This window comes from Kiloniella majae, assembly GCF_002118315.1.
Taxonomy (GTDB): Bacteria; Pseudomonadota; Alphaproteobacteria; order Kiloniellales; family Kiloniellaceae; genus Kiloniella; species Kiloniella majae.
Window position 1 is genome coordinate 516,335 of record NZ_MTSZ01000002.1, and the last position, 23,530, is coordinate 539,864.

Genomic DNA, 23,530 nt, shown 5'->3' on the forward strand with positions numbered 1-23,530 from the left:
AATCCCAACACTCTGCCAAAATCATAAATTATTCCGTTGGAAAAAGGCATCAGATTGGCAATTTGTCAAGGTTTTGCGCCTCAACTTTGAAGAAAGTGAACAAATAATTTTCGCAAGAAGGAAATTATGCGGATACCCCTCTACTCAGAAAGTCATTTTTGCATCTTAACCATATTCATCTTTCTAAGCAGGGATCAGGCACGTATAGTCGCGTCATGACATTGATTACATCCAGTAAAGAACTATCAGATCTCTGCCAGGAACTGGCAAAATCTGATGTCGTAACCGTTGATACAGAGTTTCTTCGGGACCAGACCTATTGGCCCAAACTCTGTCTTGTTCAACTCGCAGATGCCAACAACTTTGCAGCAATAGACGTGCTGGCTCCTGATATCGACCTGACTCCCCTGTTTGATTTGATGAAAAATCACGCGGTTCTAAAAGTGTTCCACTCTGCCCGACAGGATCTGGAAATCTTTTGCCTTCTCATGGACGAGGTTCCCGCACCCCTTTTTGACACGCAACTGGCTGCTATGGTCTGTGGTTTTGGCGATTCGATTGGCTATGACAATCTCGCTAAAAAACTTTTGAACGTGGATATTGATAAATCTGCACGCTTTGCAGATTGGTCCAAGCGTCCCCTGACGCCCAAACAAATTTCTTATGCCATTTCAGATGTTACCCATCTACGCGACATCTATGCAAAATTACGCTCACAGATTGATAAAAGTGGCCGCGAGCATTGGTTGGCCGAAGAAATGGCCATCCTCGAAGATCCGGAAACCTATCGTCAAGACCCTGATACGGCTTGGCTCAGACTTAAAACAAGATCGAATGATCGTCGTTATCTCGCAATCCTGAAAGAGCTGGGCGCATGGCGGGAACGCGAAGCTCAGCGGCGGAATACACCACGCAGCAGAGTGGTCAAAGACGAACAGCTTTATGATATTGCGTCCAACCGTCCAACAAATGCCAAGGAACTTTCCAAGACCCGCGGCGTCTCGATTGATATGGCAGATGGTCGCCTCGGAAAAGAAATCCTTGCGGCAGTCAAGATTGCCATGGACCTACCCAAAGATGCCTGTCCAAAAGCAAAAGAACGCCACATTCCGAATAATGGACTTGCAGCGATCATTGATCTGCTAAGAGTATTGCTCAAGCAGTGCTGTGATGAATTTGATGTCGCACAAAAGCTCATTGCCAATAGCAGCGATCTGGAAAAAATTGCAGCAGATGATAATGCCAAGGTCCGCGCACTATCCGGTTGGCGACGGGAAGTCTTCGGCGAGAAAGCGCTCCGATTAAAAAAAGGTCTCATTGCTCTTAGCATCAAGGATGGCAAGCTTGTCGTGGAGGATCTCGGCTAAACTGCAGAGAACTGTTTTCAATCTCTGTAATAGTTTTGTTTCTGCCGGTATACTCCGTAGCGGCATTGTGTGTGCTGGCATTTTTTATGCCAGTATAGCTTTTCAATTGAGCTCTCAGTCTTACGCTTCGCCAGCAAAGCCACCCGCACCATTACTTGCTTTTCCAGTTGCTTGCGATACCGATAGTGATTGTTTTATTCAGCATTATTTTGACTACGCACCAGGTCCTGAGGCACTTGATCATACCTGCGGCATCCTTACTTACAACGGGCATCAAGGTATAGACATCAGGGTCAGCTCCCCCGAATGGAAAGAAAGCGGCTTCCCCGTTCTTGCTGCCGCAAAGGGCAAAATAGAAATTATTAAAGACGGAATTCCAGATCGCGCTCTCAATCAGCAGGAAATAAAATCTTCCCGAGGGCTTGCGCCTAAACCCAGCAATTCCGTTGTCATAAACCACGGAAATGGCTGGCGCACACATTACGGACATTTACGCCAAGGAAGTGTCATTGTTAAACCCGGACAGAATGTCGCCCAAGGATCTCTTCTCGGCTTGGTTGGTCTCTCCGGATCAACCAGTTTTCCCCATCTGCACTTTCACCTTTCATACAGAGGGCAGAATATTGATCCCTTTACTGGGATGACGGGTAGTGAAGGCTGTGACCAAGCTGCAACAGGGCGTTCTTTTTGGTCAGCCGAGGCCAATGCCAAACTTGGTTATAAAGATGCCGGTGTTTTCCGCACAGGGTTTTCGGATCACTTTCCTGATTATGAAGAGCTGGATACTCAGAAAGTTGAGATCAGCAACTTCCCTGCAGAAAGCAAAGAGTTCTATTTCTGGGTCAGCTTGTGGGGTATTCGTCAAGGAGACATGGAAGAGCTAAAAATTTTACTGCCCGACGGTGATATATACCAGCGAAGTGACGAGATCGAGAAAAGTTCCGTGCAGGGATTGAGGGGTTTTTTCTATAGCAGAAGCCTTCCCCTACCTGCAGGCACATACCACGTAAACTACAAACTCCGCCGCCTGAAGAACAAGCACAGTCCGGAAACGATTATCAATATTGACCGCTCAATGGAAATTGAATCGCCCAGAGAACTATTCACTTCACCGAACTGACGCTTTGAAGCATCCCCTCAGATTTCAGAATAATAGAGAATAATAGTTTCACTAAACCTGAGCTCGACTTCCTATAGAAGTCGCTTCAACCTTGGTGTCGATCTTTTATCTTTCAGTGAAGTCCCTCGCCCAGACAGGGAAGGATTGTTCATAAAATAATTGTGCGCAGAGAAACTGTCTTCGCATCTCTCTTTACGAATATAGCTGCCATCCGATTGCAGATCCCAGGACTGAGCCGTGTCATTCAGTGTCGCAATCATAACCTGCTCGAGCACTTGCTGATGAACCGTTGGATTTTCAATAGGCACAAAGCTCTCTACCCGACGGTCAAGATTTCTTGGCATCCAGTCTGCAGATGAAATAAAGACTTTGTTTTTTCCGGATGGGATTGTGTGGCCATCCCCAAAGACAACAATACGTCCATGTTCCAGATAGCGTCCGACCATGGATTTCACACGGATATTTTCCGATAGACCGGGAACCCCCGGACGCAAGCAACAGATACCACGGATGACTAGTTCGATAGACACGCCGGCCTGTGAAGCTTTGTAAAGTTGATCAATAACCTGACGATCCACAAGTGCATTCATTTTGGCCCAGATCGTGGCAGGCTTGCCTTCCTTCGCCAATTCAATTTCTCTTTGGATATGCTGCAATAACCTTTCCCGGAAGGTTAGTGGCGCATAGTCAATTTTTTCCATCGGAAGTGGCTTGGCATAGCCTGTAATATAATTAAAGAGCTTTGCTGTATCCCGGCACAGTGCTTGATCAGAACTAAAGAACGACAGATCTGTATAGACCTTGGCTGTGATAGGGTGATAGTTACCTGTTCCATAATGCACGTAGGACTTTAGCTTTTTGCCTTCGCGACGGACGACCAAAGATAACTTCGCATGGGTTTTAAGCTGGATAAATCCGTAAATAACCTGAACGCCTGCGCGTTCCATATTTCTGGCCCAACGGATATTACGTTCTTCATCAAACCGTGCTTTCAATTCAACCAGTGCCGTCACGGTTTTCCCGCGTTCCGCAGCTTCGATCAGCGCTTTAACGATGGGAGAATCTTCACTGGTTCGGTACAAAGTCTGCTTGATAGACACAACAGCAGGATCGTTTGCAGCTTGACGAACAAACTGGACAACGACATCAAAACTTTCATAGGGGTGATGCACCAGCAAATCTTTTTCCCGGATCGCTGCAAAACAATCACCACCAAATTCGCGGATACGTTCAGGAAAGCGCGGCGTATAAGGTTGAAAGACCAAATCCGGACGATCTTTGACAATCAGTCTTTTTGTATCAACAAGCCCCAAAAGCCCCTCAAGAACAAACATTCGGTCAGGATCAACATCTAGCTCTCGGGTAACAAAGGCGCGCAAGTTTTCCGACATATTGGCGTCAATGGAAAGGCGGATACAGCTCCCTCTACGGCGTCGTTTAAGCGCGCTTTCAAAGACCCTAACCAGATCTTCCGCCTCTTCTTCAATCTCAATATCGCTATCACGAAGTAATCTAAAGTGCCCAACACTGATAACATCAAAGCCAGGAAATAACTGAGAAAGATGTAAGCGGATAACTTGTTCCAACCGAATAAAACGATGATGCTCCCCCGGCATGCGAATAAAACGGTTCAGTTGATGAGGCATAGCAATCAAACCATTGATATACTTATCTTCCTGTGCATCCTCTAGCTCCAAAACCATACAAAAGCCATGATTGGGGACGAATGGAAAGGGATGAGCAGGATCAATGGCAATAGGCGTTAGAATGGGAAAAACCTGATCTTGAAAATACTCTGCCAGCCAAATCTTATCCTCATCGGTCAACTCATCAACACTTAAAAGATCGAAATCAGATTGTCGCAATTCCTGTCTAATCGACGACCAGATCAACTGCTGCCGATGCATCAATTTTGCAGCTTGCTCATCAATGGCTTTTAGCTGGCGATCCGGGCTTAAACCATCCTGACTGCGTGAAGTAACACCCGCGTTGACCTGCCCCATCAGCCCAGCGACACGAACCATGTAAAACTCATCCAGGTTGCCCGAAGAAATCGACAGGAATCTTAAACGTTCAAGTAAGGGGTGAGACGGATTATCAGCTTCTTCCAGAACGCGTTCATTAAAGGCAATCCATGAAAGCTCTCTGTTTATAAATCTGCTCGGAGAATCAGCCGCAATAGACAACACTTCACTCTTATGTTGAGAGTTTTTTGCTCTTTTTTCTTCTTGAGCTGCCTTAGCGGTCATAAATGTCTCCTGAACTGTGGGTGAAAAAATTCTACGTAAATACAGTAAAATAATTGTAAAAAGTATATCTGGCTATCTATGTAGTATAGTCAATAGTCTGTAGAAAACTAGCTCGTAATATACTTGAGTTGTCATATGAAAAAAATTTATCTCGCCCGCCACGCTACAACCCATCATGCAAAAAAAGAACAGCAGGATCGGGATCGCCCTCTCACGACAAAAGGGCGGAACGAAGCTTCCTGGCTAGGGCAGAAAATCAAAGACATTTCACCATCAATCATTATCAGCTCATCAGCGGTACGAGCGATGGAAACTTCCGAAATCATCCAAGAAGCACTTGGTTCTGACATTGAATTGAAACTCATCCCTGAACTATATCTTGCACCTCCCCAGATCATCCATAGCGAATTGACCGAAATAGATGATCAACATAAGACAATTCTACTTGTCGGACATAACCCGGGACTGAGCCAATTCCTGTTCGATATAAGTGGACCAAATTCTGATCGTGCTGCACTTCAAAGAGTTTATGGAGGTTTACCTCCTGCAGGCTTTGGCGTACTCGACAGCACAATTACAAAATGGGCTGGCCTCACAAAAGCAAACACAGGACTGGAAAAAATCTATTACCCCGGAGAATAACCGAATAGAAGAATAGGCGAATAGATCAATGAGAGAGTAGAGGAACTGGAGAATAAAACATTTCCAGCTTATTACCCCGGCTTATTACACTGCCTCACGCAGCCGAGATGCGACGCCAAACCAAGTTTAAGATTCGAGAACCGATTTTATAAAAGGTATCGTAATCTCGCGTTGCGAGGCCAAAGATTGTTGATCAAGAACCGAGACAATGTCACGCGCAGCCTGGAATGATCTATCTAGCCTTAGAACCAAGAACCTCAAGACTTCTTTGGAAATTGTTAGCTGGCGGTCATAGAAAAGTTTTACCAGTAATGCTTCGAACAAGAACTCGTCCGGTGCCCCCATCTCAAACGATGGAATTGCAGATAAACGCGATGCTAAATCGGGCAGAGAAACATCCCACCTTGCCGGAGATTCTTGCCCGGTAAAAAGAAGATACCCCGCCTCTTCACGTGCATAGTTATATAGATGGAAAAGCTTGCGCTGAAGCTCCATATCTCTTGTTAAATCATCCTGAATATCATCCAGAATACACCCTCCCTGTTTTTTCAACAGGTCGGTAGGCTCAACCCTTAGCAAGTCTTCGACAGAGACAAAAACAGCCGCACTTTCCGTTCGCCAAACATGGGCGAGATGTGTTTTCCCACACCCGGACGGACCATAAAATGCCAAGGCATGTCCGGGCCATTCAGGCCATTGATCCACCCACGCGACCGCAACCTCATTGCATGGCGCAATAAGGAAATCTTCTCGTCCAAGAGCAGGACGATGTCCAAGATCAAGCGGTAGCTGTGAACTATCCATTTATGATGTAAGCCGTTTATTTACTTCGTTATTCAGGTGAATCTTCTTGAGAATCTTTGCTAGAAAATTCCCTAGGGTGATTGATACCATAATAATAACGACTGTCCATATATTCGCTCAACGCAAAACGAACACCGACCCCAATAACCGCCGCAACAGGTAAAGCCAGAAGCATACCAACAAAGCCAAACAGAGCCCCACCAGCCAACAAACCAAAAATAACCCACACCGGGTGCAGGCCAATTTTTTCGCCAACCAGTTTTGGCGTTAAAATATTACCTTCGAGAATCTGTCCCGCAAAAAAGACCCCGGCAACAAGCGCAATTGGGCCCCAGCTATCAAACTGGAAAAAGGCCAGCCCCACAGATAAAATCAGTCCAATGATAGATCCAACAAAAGGAATAAAGGAAAGCAGACCAGCGATCATCCCCAAAACAAGGCCAAAATTAAGCCCTGACAGGCTGAGGCCGACAGCATAAAACCCACCAAGTACCAGGCAAACCGTGCCTTGACCCCGAATGAAGCCCGCAAGTGTTTCATCAACTTCTTTTGCTAACCGACGAATTGTTTCCAATTGTGGACGTGGCAACCAGCTATCCACTTTTGCGACAATCCTGTCCCAATCTCTCAACAGGTAGAATGTTACCACTGGTGTAATAACCAGCAAGGAAACCAGATTGGCAAATGCCACACCACCATCAATCAAGCTACCGGCAAAGCGGGAAAGCCATTTCGTCACAGATTTCAGACTGTCACCAAAAGCATCTTTAAGACTGGCAACACTTGCTGGATCAACACGATCTTCAATCATTAAAAGCAGCTTACTCATCTGTCCGCGAACGGCCTCTACCAGCTTGGGCAAGCTTTCGATTAAATCGGCAACCTGCCCGATTAAAGCCGGAACAAGCAAAACCAACGCAACAATAAGAATTAACAGGAATGTAATCGTGACTACCGTTGTCGCCAGCATACGCGACAAACCAATAGCTTCCAGCTTGTCACATACGGGATCAAGGAAATATGCAATCGCCATTCCCGCAACGAACGGCAATAAAACAGATCGTAGAACAAAGACTGATAGCAAAAATACAACCAGTCCAATAAGCCAAAATCTAATTTGTCGTTCGGCTGTCATCTGATCCCCCTCAAAATTCTATAGCCCCGGCAAGAAGCCACAATCCCTCTATATGAGCACTTAAAAAGTACTCAGTACAACAAAGTTAGCGAAACTTTATTCGACTGCTTCAGTCTCAGAGCCTAGATCAATTTCTTGCTCGGGAACAATCACCTCATCAACAACCGTTTCTTCCGTTGCAAGAACCTGACTATTCGTTTGCGCAGGTAAGTTCAGTCCCTGTTGGGCCTTGGGTCTGTTCAGAATTTGTAGTTCCCAAATACTGCGCTCGTTCAACACTAACGCCAAATCCTTTTGCGCCAGTGCCAGTGACAACTGTCGTTCATCCCCGGCAAAATAAACGTCCAGATTCACCTGTGTACGATTGATGGATCTTGTTTTGACTTTATTGATCGCGGGAACACCCTGAAGTCTATTATTCACAAGCACCCAGTCTTGTAATCCTGCGATTGGAACTTCGACTTGGATCCAGCGCTCTACACCAAACTGTAATAGATTAGCCTGTTTCCAATCATGTTGAAGCGAATTATCAAGCGACCTTGCCGCCCGGCGTAACATTTTTTGCGTTGTTTCGCCTTCTGCTTTTGTCACATTCAACTGATAACGTCGTCCTTCACCAAAACGTCCGACACGAACGGCTGATAGGTTCGCAGCAGCTCCGTCATTGGTAATTTCTGCCACAGACAGAAAAACATCACTGCTGCCGTACTTCCTCGCCAGCTTCCATAGTCCTTCGTTACCAGCCAAAGCTCCCTTGGCATCCACCAAAGAAAGGTCGTCCAGATCACCCAATGGCATGGTTAACGGAACAAGACCATTACTGGCCCCGACACCGCCCCACGCTGTTCGCCACTGGTTGCGATCTTCCCATAACAAAGAAGAGCCCGCTCTCTTTTCAATGGGAAGAATCAACACAGGTTTGCTCACAGTTTCCGCAATTGCCGCACCAGAGTTGCGCAAAAGTGCCCGAGTCTGCGATTCTTTAAATCGCACGGTCATATTTGCGATATACCGAACAGAAGATGATCTCTCTGCAGATAAAGATATATCCAGCACATAGTTCAACGCATCTTTAGAATTCAATTTTGGAACTTTTGCGTGATCGTGCTCAGGCACAAGTTTACGAACCAATGCTCGAAAAGCCTTTTCATAACCTTGACTTAACGCATTTTTTTTCGCTTCTATGACCGAATTTGCCGTCGCATCAACCGGGATGCCACGAACGGTATAAACCTCGTTAGCTGCCAAAGCAGCCGGATGCAAAAGCCCCGTTGAGAGCGTAAAAAAGGTAGCTAGAAATGCTGTCTTATAGAAAAAGCGGCGAAACCGCATTGCAAACCATCCCGGATTAAGTATCTTCCCAAATTACAGAGCCTAATACCGAATGTATTAGGTAATATCTGGACCTGATAATAACCTCGAACTATGACTATTCTATGGGGCTGTCGCCTTGTCAGAGTTAGCCAAAACAGCTCGGTGTCATTAACCGGCTAGAAATGATCCGGGATTATTATCAGGTTCAGACACTTGAGTACATTAATACTCGAAGTTACAGGAGGATACCATAAGTACCATCCCTAATAATCCTGATTCCTTGAGCTACAAGGATGCCGGAGTTGATATCGACGCAGGAAATGAGCTGGTTGAAGCCATTAAACCCCTTGCAAAATCAACAACTCGTTCTGGCTCTATGGCTGGTTTAGGTGGCTTTGGCGCTTTTTTTGATCCCAAAGCTGCAGGTTTCACTGATCCTCTTCTTATTGCATGTAACGACGGTGTCGGCACAAAATTAAAAGTCGCTATCGAAGCAAACAAACATGATACCGTGGGAATCGACCTCGTCGCCATGTGTGTTAATGACCTAGTTGTTCAGGGTGGCGAGCCTCTCTTTTTCCTCGATTACTATGCAACGGGCAAACTAAGTGTTGAGGCCGGACGTGATATCATTGCCGGTATTGCCGAAGGTTGTGTGCTGTCTAACTGTGCATTAATCGGTGGTGAAACGGCCGAAATGCCCGGTATGTACAGCGATAATGACTATGATCTCGCTGGTTTTTCTGTCGGTGCGGTTGAACGAGGTCAGGCCTTAACTGGCGATCTGGTGAAAGATGGCGATGTCGTTCTTGGCTTGGCATCAAGCGGCCCGCACTCTAACGGCTACTCTCTCATTCGTAAGATTGTCGAGATTTCCGGACTGAAATACAATGATCCCGCTCCGTTCCAGGACGGTGTAACTCTTGGCGAAGCTCTGCTTACACCAACACGTATTTATGTGAAAAGTTGCCTTGAGGCTATCCGTGCCTTTGGCCCACACGGTGAAGGCGTAAAGGCGTTTGCTCATATCACAGGCGGTGGATTTGTCGAAAACCTACCCCGGGTTTTACCTGAAGGACTGGGCGTGACAATCGACGGGATCTCCTGGCCTGTACCACGTGTCTTTAGCTGGCTTGCTAAAGTCGGTGGTATTGATGAACATGAAATGATGCGCACATTCAACTGTGGTATTGGCATGGCCGTTGTGGTTGCAGCAGACAAGGTAGAAGCCGTTACGGGCATTCTTCAGGCTCAAGGGGAAACTGTAGTCTCGCTCGGCACAGTAGAAACGCGCAGCGAAGGCGAAGAAGCCGTTCAAATTGAAAGGCTCGCAGAAACGTGGCCCGCTTAAAAGTTGGCGTTCTGATATCTGGCAGGGGAAGTAATCTGCAAGCTCTTTTAGATGCCGCAGCAGATCCAGCTTTCCCTGCTGAAATTGTATTGGTTGTCTCCAACGTACCAAACGTCGCGGGGCTAGGCCGCGCAAAGAAGGCCGGCGTTGCGACTGCAACCGTAAATCATCGCGACTATAAAAGCCGTGTTGATTTTGATAATGCGGTCACTAAAACCTTGGAACGTTCAGATGTAGAATTCGTCTGTTTAGCTGGTTTTATGCGTCTGGTCACACAAGAATTTGTTGAACATTGGCACAACCGGATGATCAACATTCATCCTGCCCTGTTGCCTCTGTTTCCTGGCTTGGACACACATCAACGTGCTTTGGATGAGGGCTGCAAGCTTCATGGCTGTACCGTTCATTTTGTCCGCCATGAAATGGATAGTGGCCCCATTATTGGTCAGGCAGCAGTACCCGTTCTCCCTGAAGATACGGAAAACAGCCTCGCCTCCCGCGTGCTCACTGCAGAACACAAGCTCTATCCGGAGTGTTTAAAGCTCATCGCTGAAAAAAACATTACAATCACGGGCAATAGCCTCACCTTCAAACAAGCATCACAAACAACAGAAGAGATAATCTGTAATCCCTGAATAGATAGCGATTACACAATAGCTCGTTCCCTATAAACAAAACCCCACAGCCTCTATCAAGGCTGCGGGGTTTTTATATTTCTCAATACTTCTTCTGATAGATTGCCTCTTTTTCTTGAGGCAATATCAAAACTTATCAATCACAACGACACCACTTGGCGATGTCGTCGACATCTTCATGAGAACATCTGCCCCCTCATGGAGATCTACGGTACGATCAATGAGTTTTTCAGGAGCCAAGTCGCCTTTGATAATCATATCAAGCATCTGACCATATTGATGGCCTTGCATCCCGTGACTTCCAAGCAGGTCAAGCTCTCGACCAATAACCAAATTCATCGGGATGTTCATATCCCTGTGATCACCCGCCGCCAAACCAATCTGCACATGCCGACCACGCTTCGCAAGACAGGCAATAGAATTATACGCCGTTACCGGCGATCCCAACGCATCGATTGAAACCTCTGCGCCGCCATTGGTAACAGAAAAGATGGCATCAACAACATTATCGACTTTTGTTGCGTTAATTACCTGCTCTGCACCTAATAACGTTGCCTGCGCCAAAGTCTGATCGTTTACATCAATGGCAATAACCCTTGCCCCCAACGCACGAGCAATCATCAAGGAGCTCAAACCGACGCCCCCGCACCCGTGCACGGCAACCCATTGTTCAGAACCAACCTTCCCCCGCTTAACCACTCCACGAAAAGCCGTCATGAAACGACAGCCCAAACTCGCCGCAACAACATGATCAAGTTGATCAGGCAACGCCACCAGATTAACGTCGGCATATTCGACAGCCATATACTGTGCAAAAGCGCCCCACCCCGTAAATCCGGGTTGAAAGTCATCGTCACAGATATGCTCATTTCCCTTTTTACAGGACGGACAACGGCCACAACCACAGCTAAAGGGTACAATGACCTCATCCCCTTTCTTCCACCGCGTGACCTTGGCACCAACTGCAACAATTGTCCCGGCGCACTCATGCCCGGGAACATGAGGAAAGGTCTTAATCGCGCCGTCATGCCCGACCCAACCGTGCCAATCACTCCGGCATACCCCATTGGCTTTGACCTCAAGCACAACACCCCCAACTGGTGGCGTTGGATCGGCTAGATTGCCAACCTTTATATCGCCGTTAAATTCTTCATAATAAGCAGCACGCATGAATTTTCTTCTTAAAGGCAGGAAAACAGGAACAAGCAAAGAGACCTAAGAATATCCTGAAACATCCGGATTGAAAATCAAAAGACATTTGTGTTTGGATAAAGAGAGATAAAACATTACCAGTACCAGCCATGAAAACCAGTTCAGACTTGAAAATGCGCTAACCTTTGATAAAGTCATCCTGAATTTGGCCTCTGGCCAGATATAGATATTTGTGGAACAGAGGATCACACGACAATGACAAACGAAGAACTAACGGTTGAACGCCAGCGCGGTTGGGAAAGCTTTACAAAGGTTTCCACATATTCCGTTATCGCAATTATGCTCGTACTCGGTCTAATGGCTGTAACACTGGTTTGAATTTACTTGAACTAACTAAAAAGGAGGCTTTTCAGCCTCCTTTTTTATTGCCAATCTCACACGCCAACAAACCGCTCAAGGGCCAAGAAAAGCTGCTTGATATCATCTTCACTATTATAGAGATAAGGCGAGACACGAATACCAGCCCCTCTTTCACTGATAAAAACGTTTTCAGTTGCAAGCTTCTTCGCCAAATCTTCAATCTTTTGATTTGGAAAACTGATGCCGATGATATGGCCTACTCTCTTGTCACCAACCGGAACAGCCCAGCCTCTCTCTTGTGCCATATCAGCAACAAGGTCCGTCAACGGTCTTAGTGTTTTTTGCACCTCATCCGCCCCCCACTTACTAACCTGTTTTGCAGATTCCAGGGCCATGGACAGCAGAATGAAATTATTACGTCCCCCCATGTCAAACCGCAAAGCACCGGATTTGGGCAAGTGCATACCTGAAGAAGGATCAAGATCATCACAGTTGAATTTATTATATTCGATAGCTTCCCCCGCTTGCCATTTAGGCGCAGCATAGAGAAAAGCAGATCCAACAGGACTTAAAAGCCACTTATAAGAAGAACAAATAAGGAAATCAGGCTGGATAGCTTTGACATCAATTGTCATAGCACCTATCGCCTGGGTCGCATCAATAACCAGCGCGGCCCCTTTATCCCGGCAACGTTCTCCAACGGCAACAAGATCTATTTTACTGCCATCAGTCCAGTGACATGGTGGCAAGGTAACAATTGCAGTTTTTTCAGATATGGCCTCGAGCACATGAGGTGTCCAATCGTAATCCACAGGTCGCGCAACAATATTTAAGTCGCCGCCACAAGCATGTGCTTTCTGCTCCCAAGCGATAACATTGGACGGAAATTGACCTTCGAGCAGAACAATATCCTGCCCTCTATCCAATTGAAGGTTTTTTGCCGCCGTGGCAACGCCATAAGCCGTGGAAGGAATAAGAGCAATATCATTCCTTTGGGCTGCAATCATCTGCGCCAAAAGAGATCTCAACTCACCAGAACGATCATCCCAAAAACCCGGATCAAGAGTCCAGGGATTTGACTTAATTGCCAGTCCTGAATCCCCGGCAGTTTTTGCGGATTTCAGCATGGGTGATTGCGCAGCGCAATTCAAATAACAAATATCAGAAGGGATATCAAAAAGGGATTTCGCGTTATCTATCATCGGACCTTACCAAAGAACTATATCGACTTCTGTCATTGAAAATGCATCAAAGCATTCATAACAACCAATCGGTTATACCATGAGATAAGAATGACCCTACTAACGAGAAGAGTACACTTAATTTTTGTTGTCAGAAAAATTGAATGCGGACAAATTGTAAGCAGACAAAGCAAAGAATAAAGAGCAGGTATTTGCCCACAAAAAAAGGGAAGCCGAAGCTTCCCCTTTAAATCTCATATAGTCAGAGAGGCTATTAGCCAACCAACTCAGCGTCTGAGAAGAAGTATTTGATTTCTTCAGCAGCTGTTTCAGGAGCATCAGAACCGTGTACAGAGTTTTCGCCGATTGAAAGTGCGAACTCTTTACGGATTGTACCAGCGTCTGCTTCAGCCGGGTTTGTTGCACCCATAACTTCGCGATTTTTAGCAATTGCGTTTTCGCCTTCAAGAACCTGAACAACAACTGGCTCAGAGATCATGAAATCAACGAGTTCGCCAAAGAAAGGACGCTCTTTGTGAACAGCATAGAAACCTTCAGCCTGTTCGCGGCTCATGTGAATACGCTTGGAAGCAACGATGCGAAGACCAGCTTCTTCAAACTTGGCAATGATTTTGCCAGTCAGGTTACGCTTTGTGGCATCGGGCTTAATGATAGAGAAAGTACGCTCAAGAGCCATGTCAGGCACTCCTACTTTAGATAAAGAATGGAAATCGTTTGGCGGCCTTATACAGCCAGAAATGCTTTGGGGCAACTGTAATTACATGACATCTCTGTGTTAGCAGTTATGCAAGGGGCACATCCCCCTATTCAGCATCATAAAAACAAATTTTCGCCGTGAAAGTGAGCACGTAAAATCGAACCAGCATTATTTTAGAAATATTCCTCAAGAAAACTCTTACCACAGCCGCACTTCAGTGATATTAAGCGCACATGCTACATATTAATAATCTAACATACCGCATCGTAGGCCGCCCGATTTTCGAAGAAGCCTCTGCCACCGTACACAAAAACGATAAAGTTGGTTTTGTCGGCCGTAACGGTACGGGTAAAACGACCCTGCTAAAAATCATCTCTGGTGAAATTCCTTCAGAATCAGGCGATATCAACGTTCCCAATAAAACCAAAATGGGGAAAGTTGCGCAGGAAGCTCCGTCTGGAAATGTCAGTCTTATTGATACCGTTCTTCTATCTGATGTTGAGCGGACAGAACTTCTAAAAGAAGCTGACACGGCAACAGACCCTATGCGTATCGCTGAAATTCACGAGCGCCTTGTGGATATAAAAGCCGATACTGCGCCTAGTAGAGCAGCGCGAATACTTGCAGGCCTGGGTTTTAACGAAGAAGCACAGCAACAGCCCTGTTCTGCTCTTTCTGGCGGTTGGCAAATGCGTGTGGCCTTGGCCAGTCTGCTTTTTGCAGAACCAGACTTCCTGCTTTTGGATGAGCCAACCAACCATTTGGATCTGGAAGCAACCATCTGGCTGGAAAGCTATCTTAAAAATTACCCGGGAACACTGTTACTCATTTCTCATGACCGTGCTCTTTTGAACAATGTTGCCAATAAGATTATTCACCTCGAGAACCTTCAGCTAAACTCCTACACAGGAAATTACGATCAATTCGAACAGGTTCGTCGAGAACGTCTTGAGCATCAAGCGGCACAACACGCAAAACAACAAGAACAACGCAAACACATTCAGAGCTTCATTGATCGCTTTAAAGCCAAAGCGTCAAAAGCCAAGCAAGCCCAATCCCGCGTCAAAATGCTCGAGCGCATGCAGCCTATTGCTGCTGTTGCAGAAGACAGCACTTTGGCTTTTGACTTCCCCTCCCCCGAAGAGCTGGCCCCACCGCTCATCAACCTTGATCGGGTGGATATTGGGTACGAACCGGGCAAACCAATCCTTAAAGGATTGGATCTTCGTTTGGACATGGAAGATCGAATTGCACTTCTTGGTGCAAACGGAAATGGTAAGTCCACCTTGGTGAAGCTCCTTGCAGGGCGTCTGGAACCTCAAGAGGGACAACTCTATAAATCATCCAAGCTCAAAGTTGGATATTTTGCACAGGACCAAGCCGAAGAACTCGATCTTGATGCAACGCCTTATACTTTGATGGCTCGTCTGATGAAACCCGGCACGCCCGAATCAAAAGTGAGAGCACAACTTGGCCGATTTGGCTTTGGTGTAAATCATGTATCAACAAAGGTTGGCAAGCTATCAGGTGGCGAGAAAGCACGTCTGCTCTTTGCTCTGTCAACCAGAGACGCTCCACACATCCTGCTAATGGATGAGCCGACCAACCACTTGGACGTAGATTCCAGAGAAGCCCTTGTTCAAGCAATGAATGCCTTTGAAGGCGCGATTGTGTTGGTTTCACACGATCCCCACTTGATTGAACTTACAGCCGATCGTTTCTGGCTTGTCGCCGATGGTAACGTGCAGGCATACGACGGGGATCTCGAAGACTATAAACGTCTTTTAATGGAACAGCGCCGCAAAGAGCGCCAAAGCTCTCGTAAATCCAACGATGCAAGCCAAGGTAATGATGCGCCTCGTGCAAAAAGCATGAGTAAAAAAGACAAGCGCCGGGCAGCAGCAGAGGCCAGAGCTGCTGGGGGTGACCTCAAAAAAGCAGTTCGCCTAGCAGAACAAAAGATGGAAAAGTTTCAGGCAAAGAAAGACAAGCTTGAAAAAGAAATGGCTGATCCTTCACTCTATGAAGGAGATAATTCCAAGCAACTGGAACTGACAAAAGAGTTGGCCAAAATAGAAAAAGAGCTTACGAAAGCAGAAACCCAATGGCTGGAAGCTCAAGAAAAGCTTGAAGCCCCGTAGGCAAAACTAAATTCTTCTGATCAATTCGTGCCTGGCTGAAATTGATATTCTTCAAGGTAACGTGGCATGAATTGATCGGATAGCTCATCTCTATGTTCAGAAATTTCATCCCAGATTTCATTACGCAAATCAGGTTCTTTCTGAGAAAACTCATGGCTAAAGATTAAAAAATAATCTTTTGTTGCAATTGGTTGAGAAATTTTGACAACATCAGAGAAACTATTTTTATGAATATAGGCGTCTGCAACAATTCCCTGATCGGCAACACCATCAATACGTCCGCTTCTTAACTTGGTGAAATTGTTTTTGGTTGATCTCGCTTCTTCAACCATTACCCCTTTTCTCTTCAAGTCTTTTACAATTGAATACCCAGAATTGGCACCGATTACACCACGTAAATTAACAAACTTCTCACCATCCCAGTCCAACTCAGATCCCGCCCTTTTATAAAGCACGTAAGATAAAACCGTTAAACGCTTATCGCCATCGGGTTTTCCGTCTTTCATAGGGAAGACGCCAAATTCTTCACGTTCAGGTTTGTAAGAAAAAATAAACGCGGCATCCAGTTGGTTTTCTTTAAGCTCGTGCAATATACGACGTCCGGGACGCCGAATATATTCAATTTCAAAATCCAGGTCATTGGCAATTTTGTTTAAAATATCCAGTGAAACACCAGGCGGTGAAGCCGGTTTGGGACCAGTACCCAAGAAATGTGGATAGGATGAATTTTCGTTATAGCCAATACGTAATCTCAATGGATCGGCTACAGATGAAAAAGAGTACAAGCCATGAACTGTCAAGCACACCAATAGAGCCAATATAAATCTGACTATAGTCAAACGAACACACCTGGTCCAAGATAATATCTTACCCAACACAAACTCCCAGATTGTCACTAGCTTAAAATAACATCAACGTCCCCCTAGCAACAATCTACCAACTTAAGCCATAACATCTTTCACTATTATTAAAGTCAGTTTAAAAATGTGGTTTTAAATATACAGCAATGATCAAACGCCCTCGCCAACCTTTCTCAGCAAGGGCGCTGAATGCTCTATTTCTCAAGGGAAAAATCTGATCGGTCTTTAAGCAGCCGCATCCGAAATTTTCTTCACAGCTTCTTTGGTTGTCCAAAGCCCGTTAGCGACATATCTGAAATTAATTAACGCTGCATGGTAACCATCACCTTCAGGAATTTTAGCTGCTGCAGTGGCATCTCGAACGACAGCAACTTCAAAACCTTGTTCCAGAAGATCATAAAGATGAGCTTGCACACAAAGATTTGCAGACATCCCGGCCAGGATTACTTTATTCACGCCATTCTTCCGTAGCTGAAGGGCAAGATCATTATTCTGGGGGCCATAAATCTTATGCGGGCTAGCAATAATCGTTTTTCCATCCATAATTTGTTCTTTATATTCCGGCATAAAATCAGCACCAGAGTTTTCAAAACCGTCAAGGTTCAAGGAACCTTTGCGGTTAAACATCCCAATCTTGTGCATAAGTTTTTCTAGGGGCCCTTCAAACCGCCATCCATGATCTGTTGGATAATAATAATGCGGAGACACTGCCACAGTCATTCCGGCTTTTTTTGCTGTCCCGAGAAGAGCACCAATGTTCTTTACCACATTATGTTCTGTGACGCTTTCGCCAACAACACCCCAGGTAACTCCCTTTTCACTTAAAAAATCGACTTGAGGATCAACAACCACCAATGCTGTGTCAGTCAAGCTGACATCAACATCGACAGACGGCAAAGCAGGCTTATCAGGGTCGGCATAGTTCGGATTAGAGGTTGCAGCTTCAGCGCTTTTCCCCACCGAAGTTGCTGCCATACCTGCTGCAGCTAAAGTAACGGCAGCTCCCCCCAACATTGCACGTCGGGAAAAAGCTTTATCATTATGATCATTGCACTCACACATTGGTCGGTTCCTTAATAATTCTGATCCAAGGACAATTCCTTGATCCCTAACATTTAGAACCTCATGTGTTCTCTATCGTCTGAATTGTGTCTGTTTCATCCCAAGGGTGTGCATTCTCAAACTCTGTTCTTGTTATCCGTCACAAATTGCACAAATTATAATGCATGACTATCGACCACATTCTTGAAGCCATTGACATTAACCTGAAGCCTTTTGCCTTCTGCGAAATTCGCGGGGCGAGCACAACACTTGCTTTACCCGGACAAACTCAAGCTATCCTCCACTACATTACAAGTGGAGCCGGAGAAATTGTTATTGGTAAACGCCCCAGTCAACAAATATCCACTGGTGCAATTATTCTCCTTCCCGCTCACCAACATCACAGTTTGATAAGTGCAACAGAAAGCAGTACCCCTCTCCCTCAATGTCGTCCGATTGATGCCTCTCTAGACCATCTTTTATCAGGAACCGGGGTACAAACATTAACCGCTGTTTGCGGGTTGGTGGATGTTTCTTATCGCGGCATAACCGGATTGTTAAATTTAATTCAAACTCCCCTGATTGCTCAACTGGAGCCTGGTGATCGTGTACGGAATGCAATGGATGAAATGTTACTGGAGCTTGCCAATCCCACAGTTGGCACCCGGGCTTTGGCGCGCTCACTTTTAGAGCAATGCGTGATTATGTTACTACGACGCCACCATTTGGAAGGCCATAAATCAGTCGAATGGTTACGTGGCGCAGAAGACCAACAGATGTGGGATGCCTTACAATATATCCTGAATAAGCCCCAATCACACCACACAGTAGAAAGCCTAGCAGATAAGGTTGGTATGAGCCGTGCCAGCTTCGCCGAGAAATTCAAAAGAATTTACGGGACAAGTCCCATTGAATTACTTCGATCCGTTCGTTTACAGCGCGCAGCAGAGCTTTTAAACTCAACAGATTTTCCCATAAAAGTTATTGCGTCAAAAGTTGGATATCAAAGCCGTAGTTACTTTACTCGAGCTTTTGAGACTGAATTTGGAAAAGCGCCTGATACTTATAGAAAAACCAAAAAAGGAGAACCAAGCTTACTTTAAGACACTAAGCTAGAATTGATTAAGATCAATGCATTCTACCCTACAAAAATGCTAAATTCGTATAGTAATTAAAGGAAGATGCTGAACCAGATATTTCAAGCATCTTCTGTATTCCTAAATGAATGGAGATGCATTTATGTTAAAAGACATCCAGGTTCAGATTGATAACACGGAAGCAGGTCAAACTCGGTTAGAAGCAGCCCTGCAGCTATCTGCAAAATTTGACGGAGCGCATCTTTTGGGTGTTCATGCACTAAGAACACCAGAAGCTATATTACATGGTGCCCCGCATGGTGTAACAGGATACTTTCCCGAAGAAATTATCGAACAGCAACGCAACAATATTAAAGAACAAGCTGCAACGCTCAAAGAAACCTTCGAAGCAAAAGCTAATGCCGTTGGCGCAGATCATGAGTGGCGAGAACATGAAGGCAGAGAAGTGGATATCGTTGCTTTTCATGCACGCTTTTCAGACCTGACAATCATTAGTCAGGTGAAAGGAAAGTTTGCTGATGAACTGGAATTTGCAGGCTCCTTATTAATGGAAAGCAGTCTCCCGATCCTTGCTGTTCCCAACCGGAAGATCCCTAAAGATATCACAAAAAACATTCTCATCGCCTGGGACGGATCAGCTGAATCATCAAGAGCGGTCAGAGGGGCTTTGCCACTCTTAAAAGCGGCACAAAAGGTTATCTTGTTGTCAGTCGGATTGCCTGAAGAAGGCAATATATCTCAAGACGATATATCTGCGCACCTAAAGCGACATGATATCCAGGCAGAAACCAGGGTCGTCGAGAGCCCTTTCCCTGAAGACGTTATTCTTAAAACATCCAAAGAAGAAGAAATCGGCCTTATTGTTGCGGGCGCTTGGGGGCATAGCCGGATCAGAGAAATGATCTTTGGTGGCGTAACAAAATCACTGTTTTCCAACCAGGAAGTTCCAATCCTTTTATCTCACTGATAAAAGCAAACCGGCTTGGGAGAAGAAAGCCTGATCAGGCTTTCTTCTCCCAAGATCCACGGTCTGTTTGTTGCCAATATGTCAACTCGTGATCCGCGGCCTTAAGTTCCTTCCAAAGAACGCGAGAATCTTGAACCACTGTCGGATTGTTTCCATCAAACAAAATTGCGCATAAAGATGTTTTATCACTCTCGAGAGTTCCAGGGTGTGCACCATGCACAACAAAAGCAACATCCCGTTTGCTGATATCATCCTGATCCGTTGTTAACCAAACCGGATGTTCGTCAATTGAACCATCTCTTTTTGTCCCATGAGGAAGAAACGAATCAGGTCGGTAACTCCAAAGATTCTGATCCAACTCACCCAACGCACGCTCATTTGATGACAGGATAACAGCTTGCTGACCTCGCTCTAATACCTTCTCAAGCATTTGAGGAAGTGCGTTTTCCAGTGCTGTTTTAGTCAAATGATAAAAACGTATGTCGGTCATCAAAAGTGTCCACAGAAGAAGGCAGGATACAACATACCCTGCCTTTAATTTCTAATCTTCGTAATTATCGGCAACAAAGCGATCAAGCAAACGAACGCCAAATCCAGTCGCACCCTTCGCTGCAATCGCTTTTTCCTTTGTTGCCCAGGCAACACCAGCAATATCAATATGAACCCAAGGACGATCCTTATCGATAAAACGCTGAAGGAATTGCGCAGCTGTGATTGATCCAGCAGCACGCCCGCCGATGTTTTTCATATCAGCCGCATCACAATCCAACAATTTGTCATAACAATCCGCGAGCGGCAGACGCCAAACACGTTCATCAACACTTAGACCCGCGCTAGAGAGCTGCTCACACAAAGTGTCGTTGTTCGAAAAAATACCCGCAATGTCGTTCCCCAACGCAATAATCATGGCACCTGTTAAGGTCGCCAAATCAATCACAAGACGTGGGTTGTATTTTTCTTGCGTATAGGAGAGAACATCGGCAAGAACCAAACGCCCTTCTGCGTCTGTATTCAGAACCTCAATGGTTTTGCCTGAATACGACTTCACGATATCGCCTGGGCGTTGAGCATTAGCGGATGGCATATTCTCAACCAGACCACAGGCACCAACAACATTCACCTTTGCCTTACGTCCGGCAAGTGCTTTCATCAAGCCAAATACGGTTCCTGCACCGCCCATGTCAAACTTCATGTCTTCCATACCAGCAGCAGGTTTCAGCGAAATACCACCTGTATCAAAGGTCACGCCTTTACCAACAAAAGCCAGCGGCTTTTCGGTCGATTTTTCCGAAGCACCATTCCATTCCATGATGACGACTTTCGACTCACGCTCAGAACCCATACCAACAGCGTAGAGCGCGTTCATCCCCAGCTTGGTAATATCACTTTCATCCAAGACGGTTACTTTAACCCCAAGGGATTCAAGTTCTTTGGCCTGAGCAGCAAATGTAGCAGGGTACAACTCATTAGGGGGCTCGGACACCAGTTGTCTGGTAAAAAATACGCCTTCAGCTACTTTGGATAACTCGGTATAAGCGCTTTCTGTACTTGCAGAATCTGCCGAGAAGACTGAGAACTCATCAAGTGAATTTTTGGTATCATTCTTACTTGTTGTTTTATAGGTATCAAAACGATAGCTACGAAGTAAGGCACCATAAGCGATAAGAGCCCCAGCATTGTCGCCACTCGCTCCCTGAACACTCGCATCATCCGCGCAAAAACAAACAACCTTCTCTCCCTTGGCGGAAAGATCTTTATAAAGCTGTCCACCAAGGTTTTCGAAATCGGTCGCCTTAAGCTCATTCGGATTACCCAGACCAGCCAGAATAATCCGACTATTTTCTATACCGCTGGGCGCCAGAATTTCGAGCAACTCACCCTTTTTGCCCTTGAAAGAGCTACTATTGATTGCGCGGTTTAATGCTCCGCCTGTCTTGTTGTCAAATTGCTGTGCTGTTGTGGAAAGTTGCCCACCATCAGTTACTGTCGCAACGATAGCACCTGTGCTTGGAATTTTGTCCGAGACAAAAGAAAACTTCATGCCGCCCTCTTCGGTAAAACGATTTATTAATTTGCTGCTATAGAACAAGGATTACTTTGTAAAATGCAACTGCAATCATAGAACTTTGCATTCCATGACTCAAATCTCATTATTCTTCTTAAGAAAATCCACGAATTCACTGGACGTGGCAAGGGTGTTCTGGCTATTTCTTCTCTATATATTTTTATAGGTTATTTTACGGACCCTATGCAGATTATTTCGCGCTATATGCTTGTGCAACTGGTTTTGTTTGCTGTTTCAGTCGCAGTGTCTCTTGCTGTGGCTGTATGGCTGGCTCAATCATTACGATTCGTTGACATGATTGTTAACGACGGTCTTCCGGCATCTACATTCTTCTATTTTGTTATTTTGCTGATGCCCTATTTCCTCGTGATCGTCATTCCTGTCGCGACATTTTGCTCAGTCCTCTTTATCTATAACAAACTGAATACTGATAGTGAGCTTGTGGTCTTAAAAGCGGCCGGCTTCTCACAACTACAGTTGGCGCGCCCGGGAATTATGCTCGGCGTCGTATCGATGATAACAGTAGTTGCAATTAACCTCTATTTTTTACCCGCCTCTTACCGTGAATTCAGAGAGCTTCAGCATTATTTCAGAGACAATTTGTCGCCCGTTCTTCTAAAGGCTGGTAAATTCAACACAATCAACTCTGAATATACAATTTACTTTAAAGAAAAGACGCCTGCAGGAGAACTCAAAGGGCTCATCGTTCACGATAGTAGTCTTCCCGGGCAACAAATAACCTATTTGGCTGATACTGGTGCCCTCTTAAAAGAAGAAGACGATTTCAGAGCTGTCCTCTGGAACGCAAGTAGACAGGAAGTAGACCCGGTCACAGGGCAATTATCAATCGCCTATTCTGACAAATATGTCCTCCGATTTGGCGATTTAGCACAAGAAGAAAGAGAACGCTGGTTCAAACCAAGGGAACGCTTTCTACATCAATTGATTTTTCCAGACCTAACAAACCCAAGAGATGTCGACAATTACGACAAGCTTGTCGCTGCAGGCCACTACCGAATTGCAAGTCCACTCTTCACGCTTGCCATGGCCTTTATAGCGCTGGGATGTTTATTGTCAGGCGAATTCAGCCGTCGAGGTTATTTAGGACGCATCATGTTTGCAATTAGCATCATGGGTGTCATGATGTTGACGATGTTCTTGTTTAAAGATATCGCAGAGAAAAACAAAAACCTAATTCCTCTCATGTATGCGTGGCCTGTTTTCGTTGTTTTGTTGTCCCTTTATTTCATAAATAAAAAACCTAAAAAAGTATCCTTAAAAACACCGGATCATCCTGATGGTTCTCCCAAGGAAGAGGCTGCAGCCTGAAA

General features: G+C 45.5%; 21 protein-coding genes. 10 read left to right on the forward strand and 11 right to left on the reverse strand.

Annotated elements, in window-relative coordinates; all coding sequences use genetic code 11:
* Positions 1 to 215 precede the first annotated feature (215 nt).
* Positions 216 to 1,367: a ribonuclease D gene (gene rnd, locus BKB51_RS08540; protein WP_085900663.1), complete on the forward strand. Its 1,152-nt coding sequence runs from the start codon at positions 216 to 218 to the stop codon at positions 1,365 to 1,367.
* 106 nt (positions 1,368 to 1,473) lie between these two features.
* Positions 1,474 to 2,487: a M23 family metallopeptidase gene (locus BKB51_RS08545; protein ID WP_158090182.1), complete on the forward strand. Its 1,014-nt coding sequence runs from the start codon at positions 1,474 to 1,476 to the stop codon at positions 2,485 to 2,487.
* A gap of 71 nt (positions 2,488 to 2,558) precedes the next feature.
* On the opposite strand, the gene BKB51_RS08550 is transcribed toward BKB51_RS08545, so the two are convergent.
* A complete protein-coding gene (locus BKB51_RS08550) occupies positions 2,559 to 4,736 on the reverse strand; it encodes an RNA degradosome polyphosphate kinase (protein ID WP_085900665.1) in 2,178 nt (725 codons plus the stop codon).
* A gap of 135 nt (positions 4,737 to 4,871) precedes the next feature.
* Between BKB51_RS08550 and BKB51_RS08555 the strand changes: the two genes are divergently transcribed.
* Entirely contained in the window at positions 4,872 to 5,378 is a 507-nt protein-coding gene (locus tag BKB51_RS08555; protein WP_085900666.1) for a SixA phosphatase family protein, read from the forward strand.
* 126 nt (positions 5,379 to 5,504) lie between these two features.
* On the opposite strand, the gene BKB51_RS08560 is transcribed toward BKB51_RS08555, so the two are convergent.
* From BKB51_RS08560 to BKB51_RS08570, 3 genes are all read right to left on the reverse strand, one after another.
* Positions 5,505 to 6,182 carry an HdaA/DnaA family protein gene (locus BKB51_RS08560; protein WP_085900667.1) on the reverse strand — a complete coding sequence of 226 codons (678 nt, stop codon included), beginning with the start codon at positions 6,180 to 6,182 and terminating at the stop codon, positions 5,505 to 5,507.
* A 28-nt stretch (positions 6,183 to 6,210) separates the two neighbouring features.
* Positions 6,211 to 7,317, reverse strand: a complete 1,107-nt coding sequence (locus BKB51_RS08565) for an AI-2E family transporter (protein ID WP_085900668.1) — start codon at positions 7,315 to 7,317, stop codon at positions 6,211 to 6,213.
* A 96-nt stretch (positions 7,318 to 7,413) separates the two neighbouring features.
* Positions 7,414 to 8,649, reverse strand: a complete 1,236-nt coding sequence (locus tag BKB51_RS08570) for a DUF2066 domain-containing protein (protein WP_085900669.1) — start codon at positions 8,647 to 8,649, stop codon at positions 7,414 to 7,416.
* 262 nt (positions 8,650 to 8,911) lie between these two features.
* Between BKB51_RS08570 and purM the strand changes: the two genes are divergently transcribed.
* Together purM and purN are read left to right on the forward strand one after the other, a co-directional pair.
* Entirely contained in the window at positions 8,912 to 9,982 is a 1,071-nt protein-coding gene (gene purM, locus BKB51_RS08575; protein ID WP_085900670.1) for a phosphoribosylformylglycinamidine cyclo-ligase, read from the forward strand.
* Positions 9,970 to 10,617, forward strand: a complete 648-nt coding sequence (gene purN, locus BKB51_RS08580; protein ID WP_085900671.1) for a phosphoribosylglycinamide formyltransferase — start codon at positions 9,970 to 9,972, stop codon at positions 10,615 to 10,617. Before purM ends, purN begins: the two co-directional genes overlap by 13 nt.
* A 126-nt stretch (positions 10,618 to 10,743) precedes the next feature.
* Here purN and BKB51_RS08585 read toward each other — a convergent pair whose 3' ends face one another.
* Entirely contained in the window at positions 10,744 to 11,787 is a 1,044-nt protein-coding gene (locus tag BKB51_RS08585) for a zinc-dependent alcohol dehydrogenase family protein (RefSeq protein WP_085900672.1), read from the reverse strand.
* 237 nt (positions 11,788 to 12,024) lie between these two features.
* Here BKB51_RS08585 and BKB51_RS21245 point away from each other — a divergent pair, with 237 nt between their 5' ends.
* Entirely contained in the window at positions 12,025 to 12,147 is a 123-nt protein-coding gene (locus BKB51_RS21245; protein WP_255312379.1) for a hypothetical protein, read from the forward strand.
* 56 nt (positions 12,148 to 12,203) lie between these two features.
* Here the strand turns inward: BKB51_RS21245 and BKB51_RS08590 are convergent, their stop codons facing one another.
* Positions 12,204 to 13,331, reverse strand: coding sequence for an aminotransferase class V-fold PLP-dependent enzyme (locus tag BKB51_RS08590; protein WP_085900673.1), 1,128 nt, complete (start codon positions 13,329 to 13,331; stop codon positions 12,204 to 12,206).
* Positions 13,332 to 13,584: 253 nt separating this feature from the next.
* The gene (gene ndk / locus BKB51_RS08595; RefSeq protein WP_085900674.1) at positions 13,585 to 14,007 is read right to left on the reverse strand and encodes a nucleoside-diphosphate kinase; all 423 of its coding nucleotides are present in this window, start codon (positions 14,005 to 14,007) and stop codon (positions 13,585 to 13,587) included.
* A gap of 254 nt (positions 14,008 to 14,261) precedes the next feature.
* On the opposite strand from ndk, the gene BKB51_RS08600 reads away from it, so the two are divergent.
* The gene (locus tag BKB51_RS08600) at positions 14,262 to 16,169 is read left to right on the forward strand and encodes an ABC-F family ATP-binding cassette domain-containing protein (protein ID WP_085900675.1); all 1,908 of its coding nucleotides are present in this window, start codon (positions 14,262 to 14,264) and stop codon (positions 16,167 to 16,169) included.
* A gap of 20 nt (positions 16,170 to 16,189) precedes the next feature.
* Here BKB51_RS08600 and BKB51_RS08605 read toward each other — a convergent pair whose 3' ends face one another.
* Together BKB51_RS08605 and BKB51_RS08610 are read right to left on the reverse strand one after the other, a co-directional pair.
* The gene (locus BKB51_RS08605) at positions 16,190 to 17,008 is read right to left on the reverse strand and encodes a substrate-binding periplasmic protein (RefSeq protein WP_158090183.1); all 819 of its coding nucleotides are present in this window, start codon (positions 17,006 to 17,008) and stop codon (positions 16,190 to 16,192) included.
* 246 nt (positions 17,009 to 17,254) lie between these two features.
* On the reverse strand, positions 17,255 to 18,091 hold the full coding sequence (locus BKB51_RS08610; protein WP_085900677.1) for a cysteine hydrolase family protein: 837 nt from the start codon (positions 18,089 to 18,091) through the stop codon (positions 17,255 to 17,257).
* Between the two features lie 164 nt (positions 18,092 to 18,255).
* Between BKB51_RS08610 and BKB51_RS08615 the strand changes: the two genes are divergently transcribed.
* Both BKB51_RS08615 and BKB51_RS08620 read left to right on the forward strand, forming a co-directional pair.
* Entirely contained in the window at positions 18,256 to 19,173 is a 918-nt protein-coding gene (locus tag BKB51_RS08615; protein WP_085900678.1) for an AraC family transcriptional regulator, read from the forward strand.
* 136 nt (positions 19,174 to 19,309) lie between these two features.
* On the forward strand, positions 19,310 to 20,134 hold the full coding sequence (locus BKB51_RS08620; RefSeq protein ID WP_158090184.1) for a universal stress protein: 825 nt from the start codon (positions 19,310 to 19,312) through the stop codon (positions 20,132 to 20,134).
* Positions 20,135 to 20,168: 34 nt separating this feature from the next.
* On the opposite strand, the gene BKB51_RS08625 is transcribed toward BKB51_RS08620, so the two are convergent.
* Together BKB51_RS08625 and BKB51_RS08630 are read right to left on the reverse strand one after the other, a co-directional pair.
* Complete coding sequence (locus BKB51_RS08625; RefSeq protein ID WP_085900680.1) at positions 20,169 to 20,624, reverse strand: DNA polymerase III subunit chi; 456 nt, start codon at positions 20,622 to 20,624, stop codon at positions 20,169 to 20,171.
* 51 nt (positions 20,625 to 20,675) lie between these two features.
* Positions 20,676 to 22,175, reverse strand: coding sequence for a leucyl aminopeptidase (locus tag BKB51_RS08630; RefSeq protein ID WP_085900681.1), 1,500 nt, complete (start codon positions 22,173 to 22,175; stop codon positions 20,676 to 20,678).
* 207 nt (positions 22,176 to 22,382) lie between these two features.
* Between BKB51_RS08630 and BKB51_RS08635 the strand changes: the two genes are divergently transcribed.
* A complete protein-coding gene (locus BKB51_RS08635) occupies positions 22,383 to 23,528 on the forward strand; it encodes an LptF/LptG family permease (RefSeq protein WP_085900682.1) in 1,146 nt (381 codons plus the stop codon).
* Positions 23,529 to 23,530 lie beyond the last annotated feature (2 nt).